Source organism: Specibacter cremeus, assembly GCF_003946885.1.
GTDB lineage: Bacteria > Actinomycetota > Actinomycetes > Actinomycetales > Micrococcaceae > Specibacter > Specibacter cremeus.
The window spans coordinates 1-4860 of record NZ_RWKQ01000088.1 but is presented as its reverse complement, the minus strand read 5'-3'; the positions used below and the strand labels follow the sequence as shown (position 1 = coordinate 4860).

Here is a 4860-nt window from a genome sequence, read left to right as displayed (position 1 = left end):
CGGCTCATCCGCGAAGCCTGGACCACCCACCGCTGGGATGCGCGCCCCAAACGACGACCATGACCTATTGGCGCGATCTCTTATCCGGACCTGTCGTTGAAGGCCGCTGCGCTGCTTGATGCCGCTGCCCGGTTCCATCCGCTCCTTGACGGGAACAAGCGCATCGCATGGACCCTGACGAGTCTCTTTCTCTGGATAAACGGCTTCCGTCTCGATTTCGTGACCGACGACGCCTTCAACCTTGTCGTGGGAGTGGCGGAAGGATCTGTCCCATTGGAGGATGCAGCGGCCTCCATCGCCTTGCATTGCATGCCACGGTAGAGAGCCCGAATTGGCCTCCGTCACTTTCGACCACGGTCACCTCGGCAGTGGAAACATGCGGCGCCCCACAACAGGCCACAATGGGCGTGGGGACAATGTCCACACTTTAGTATCCAGACTGTCCCGGACTGCCCCCTCCGGGTTCCACATGTTTCCGGGCCTGCCCAATGTTTCCAAGGGCTGGAATCTGGTTCGAGTCTCACCTCCGACACGGTGTTTGTGCAGGTCAGAGCCGGGTTGAAGGCTCAACTGTGGACAAAGTGCACAGGCGGTCCCACGTTGGCAGGATGCACGATGGCAGCAGTGCGTCACGATGGCCTCCGCAGGTGCCGAGAGAGTCGCGGCGGTTTGAAGGTCGTGCACGAGCCTGTCGCGCTGTGCAGCCCCTTCCCATTCGTAGTCGTCGGGAACCGGGCCCAGTGGGTCGCCATCAGTTCCCACATTCCAGCGGTCGCGATACCTGGCCATGCTGCCCACGAGCGCGGACCAGTCGTCGCCGGAAATGATGGATCCCACGCGCCTCCGAAGCGACTCCACCCAGGCCGGCGAATCAAGCAACGCCTCCCGGGCCACCTGTTGCCGGCGCCGCGACGCGCGGGTGCGCACCTGACCCCGCGGAGTCTCGCGTGGATCACGGCCATGTGATCCTCGGTCTCGCCGGGGTGGCCGAGGGCGTTCTCAAGCACCCGATGCGCGGTCGCCGGGTTCCCTGCAAGTGCGCGGCGCCACGCGGCCACCCCCGCGCCCCGGGAGGGCTAGCGCTGGAGGCGGGCGACGTCGTCGTACTTCATCTCCTTGATGGCGTTGGTGAGGTGTGCGGCGGCGGCGAGCACCTCGCCGATGATCTGCAGCCAGTCGGCGGCCGGCCGGCTGGGCGTCGCCTCGTCGCTGGCCGGGTTGGATTCGCAGACGTAGGCGGTGTTGCCGGTGCGGCCGCGGGTCATGCCGACGTAGAAGGGCTCGCGGGTGAGGTGTCCCTGGGCGAGCGCGGTGTGGCTGGTGTCCACGGTGATGCCTTTGGCGGGGTGCGCCGTCGCCTCGAGCAGGCAGCCGGCGCCGGGTGGTCCCATGACTGCGGCAAAAAACGGGCTACAACGGTCCCATGCTCCTGGCAGGCGACATGGCAGCTGCTGCTTGTACTCGTCGTGGGGCGGGAAGATCCAATGGCAGTTGGACTCGATTTCCGCAAGGGCCGTTCCCGATTGGAGGACATGCGTGCGCCGGTTGGACGTTCCAAGACCGTTTCGTGACACGATTTGGCGATGAGCGCTATCGACGTCAGGCGACTGGTTCGCGGTGAGCATGCAGCGGCGCGTGGGTTGTTCGCGATGATGGCCGGGGTCTTCGGCGAGGACAGCGAGCCGCTCGGCGATGACTATCTCGACCGGCTCCTTGGTGCAGAATCGTTCTGGGCCCTGGCCGCATTCGCCGGTCCCGACATCGTGGGTGGCCTCACGGCGCACACATTGCCGATGACCCGATGCCCATCGTCGGAGTTGTTCATCTACGACCTCGCAGTGCATCCGGCTCACCAGAGACGAGGCATCGGCGGCCGACTGGTGCGGGAATTGCGCGATGCCGCGGCACAGATCGGCCTTCATGAGATCTTCGTGCTCGCCGACACCGAGGACCAGCAGGCTCTCGACTTCTACCGGGCACAGCGAGCCGTCGGCTCTTCGGTCACCCTCTTCACTTTCACCACGCGATAGCCGTTGGTCGCCGAGCAAGGTTTCGTTACCTGCGGCAAGCCGTGGCGGTTCCGTCAACTTCTCGTGCCCCGGGGCGACGGGCTGGCGGACATGAGCGCCTTCAGCCATTGTCCAGTCTTGACAGGTAGGTTGATCGGCGGTGCTTTGCGGCGTCGGCTGCCAGCCATGCACGGGCTCCAGCGGTGGACCAAGACCATGGCCATTCCCGCCGCGGTGGCCTCCCTCGTCACATTTGATTGCTACACGACCGTGGAGAACTGATCATGGACTTCCCAACCCAGGACACGGTGGCGGACGCACGCGCCGACAGTCGGACGAACCGGACGCGAGGGCACGGCGTGGCACTGGCCGACGCGGTTTCCAAAGTGCCGGAGGTGACGATGGTGTTTTGGATCATCAAGGTCCTGACCACGGGGATGGGGGAGACGACGTCGGATCATCTGGTCCAACATTATGACCCACCCGTCATGGTGGCCATTGGCGCGGTCGCGTTTGTCACGGCGCTGTTGGTCCAATTGAGTGTCCGCCGGTACGTGCCCTGGGTGTACTGGTTGGCCGTGACCATGGTCAGCGTCTTCGGCACCATGGCCGCGGATGTGCTGCACGTTGGTCTGGGGGTTCCCTACCAGATCTCGTCAATGTTCTTCCTCATCGTCCTGGCCGCTGTGTTCGTCCTGTGGCGGACCACCGAGAAGACCCTGTCTTTCCACAGCATCCATACCCGCCGCCGCGAAATCTTCTACTGGACGGCCGTCGTCACCACATTTGCGTTGGGCACAGCGGTCGGAGACCTCACGGCTGTTTCCTTCCATCTGGGCTATCTCGCCTCCGGGATCCTCTTCGCCGCTGCCATTGCTGTGCCGGCCATTGCGCATTGGCGTTTTGGCCTCAAGGCGGTGCCCGCATTTTGGCTGGCCTATATTCTGACACGCCCAGTGGGCGCGTCCTTTGCGGACTGGTTGGCCGTTCCGGCGGCACGTGGCGGTCTCGACTGGGGAACGGGTCAAGTCAGCGTGGCCCTGGCTGTGGTGATCGCGGGATTCGTCGCCTACCTCGCGCTGTCCCGCAGGCGCTCGGGGCAATGGCCGGCTGGGTAGGTTCGGTTGTCAGCAGGCCAGGGTGAGCGGCTCCTGACTTTTGTTTTGGGGGCCGCTTGGTGGAATACCGTCCCGTCAGCCGCGGTTGTGCCAGGCATGAGTAACTATGTGGCGGCCATCACATATGGTGGTCCGGAGGCACTGGCGGTCCTTGACGAGACGCTCGGCGACCCGGGACCCGGACAGGTGAAGATTCAAGTCCGGGCCATTGGCACCAATCCCGTTGACTACATGTTCTATTCGGGTGCCATGGGTAAGGATGAGTCGAAGCTGCCGCTGCGGGTGGGGTCCGAGGCTGCTGGGGTTGTGGTTGCTGTTGGGCCGGACGCGGTCGGTCCGTCGGGGCCGGTGTCCGTCGGGGACGAAGTGATCGCCTACCGGGCCCCGGGGGCGTATGCGCAGGAGTTGCTGGTGCCGGGGTCCGCGGTGGTCCCCAAGCCGTCGGCCCTGGACTGGAGTCAGGCGGCCGGGTTGTTGCTGACAGGCACCACGGCGACGCACACGTTGGAGGCAACGCGCGTGGGCTCGGGTGACACGGTTCTGGTTCACGGGGCCTCCGGCGGCGTTGGGGTGTTTGCCGTGCAACTTGCCAAACTGCGCGGCGCCACGGTGATCGCGACGGCGAGTGCACGGAATCACGAATTCCTGGAAGGACTTGGCGCTGTCGCCGTCGAGTACGGTCCCGGCCTGATTGAGCGTGTTCGGGCTGTGGCCCCCGACGGCGTCGACGCGGCCATTGACCTGGCGGGCACCGACGAGGCCATGGACGTGTCCCTGGAACTGGTGCCGGACAAGACCCGGATAGCCACGATTGCCGGCTTCGCCCGCGGCCTGGCGGCAGGGGTCAGGGTCCTGGGGATGGCGCCCGGCGCCGATCCGGGCACGCACATTCGAGGTCCCGCCCGGCTTGAGTTGGTGCGCCTGGCCGAAGAGGGCAAGCTCACCGTCGTCGTGCAAGAGACATTCCCCCTCACCGAGGCGGCCGAGGCAATCGGCAAGCTCATGGGCGGCCACACCCGGGGCAAGATTGTGCTGATCCCCTGACCGTGGACACCCGCCGCGAACGCTCATACGGCGTGGCATCGACGCTAATCCTGGCCGGCCAGCCGGAGCTGCAGCCACACCGCGAGCCGGTCATCGGCGTCGTCCAGGTGCAGGTCGAACAGCGACTGGGCGCGCCGTATCCGGTAGCGCAGTGTGTTGGGGTGGACGTTCAGAGCCGCGGCGGCGGCGGTGATGTCTCCCATGGCGGCAAAGTAGGTGGACAGGCTCACCCCGTAGTCCGTTCCCTTGACGGCGTCATGTTCCAGAAGTGCCGTGACGCCGGGCTGGCGCCATTGTGGGTTGTTCCTGAATTGGGCGCCGAGCCGGCGCAACAGCAGCGCGCCTTGCAGGTCGGCAACCGAGGCGACGGCGGGGGAGTCGTCCCGCGTGGTGAGTACCTCCATCACCTCGTCGGCCTCCCGCCGCAGGGCCGGCAGGGATTGTGCGCCGGTTTTCGCGGAGCTGACGGCGGCGTGGACCGGGTGCCCCAGCCGCGCCTCAATGGCCACCGCGGCACCCTGGGCCAGGCGCCGCGGCGCGTCCGCCTCGCGGACGGTCGGGAACAGGACGTACGTGATCCTGCCGATGGACACGCACGAAACGTCAGACCCGAATCCGCGAGTAGTGGTTCTTTGAGGCGGAAATCCTGGTTGGGCGGAAATTTCGGCGGATTTCAGGTCCCATGCATA

General features: G+C 65.7%; 6 protein-coding genes. 4 read left to right on the top strand and 2 right to left on the bottom strand.

Features of this window, described 5'->3' with window-relative positions:
• Positions 1-96: 96 nt before the first annotated feature.
• Positions 97-321, top strand: coding sequence for a Fic family protein (locus EJC77_RS20135; protein WP_240630396.1), 225 nt, complete (start codon positions 97-99; stop codon positions 319-321).
• A gap of 755 nt (positions 322-1076) precedes the next feature.
• Here the strand turns inward: EJC77_RS20135 and EJC77_RS20130 are convergent.
• Positions 1077-1391, bottom strand: coding sequence for a P-loop NTPase family protein (locus tag EJC77_RS20130; protein ID WP_125617070.1), 315 nt, complete (start codon positions 1389-1391; stop codon positions 1077-1079).
• Between the two features lie 192 nt (positions 1392-1583).
• Here EJC77_RS20130 and EJC77_RS20125 point away from each other — a divergent pair, with 192 nt between their 5' ends.
• The 3 genes from EJC77_RS20125 (at position 1584) to EJC77_RS20115 (ending at position 4171) form a co-directional block, all read left to right on the top strand.
• Positions 1584-2030 carry a GNAT family N-acetyltransferase gene (locus tag EJC77_RS20125; protein WP_125617067.1) on the top strand — a complete coding sequence of 149 codons (447 nt, stop codon included), beginning with the start codon at positions 1584-1586 and terminating at the stop codon, positions 2028-2030.
• 263 nt (positions 2031-2293) lie between these two features.
• A complete protein-coding gene (locus EJC77_RS20120) occupies positions 2294-3127 on the top strand; it encodes a COG4705 family protein (protein WP_125617064.1) in 834 nt (277 codons plus the stop codon).
• 96 nt (positions 3128-3223) lie between these two features.
• Positions 3224-4171: an NADP-dependent oxidoreductase gene (locus EJC77_RS20115; RefSeq protein ID WP_125617061.1), complete on the top strand. Its 948-nt coding sequence runs from the start codon at positions 3224-3226 to the stop codon at positions 4169-4171.
• 44 nt (positions 4172-4215) lie between these two features.
• On the opposite strand, the gene EJC77_RS20110 is transcribed toward EJC77_RS20115, so the two are convergent.
• Positions 4216-4764: a PucR family transcriptional regulator gene (locus EJC77_RS20110; protein WP_125617058.1), complete on the bottom strand. Its 549-nt coding sequence runs from the start codon at positions 4762-4764 to the stop codon at positions 4216-4218.
• Positions 4765-4860 lie beyond the last annotated feature (96 nt).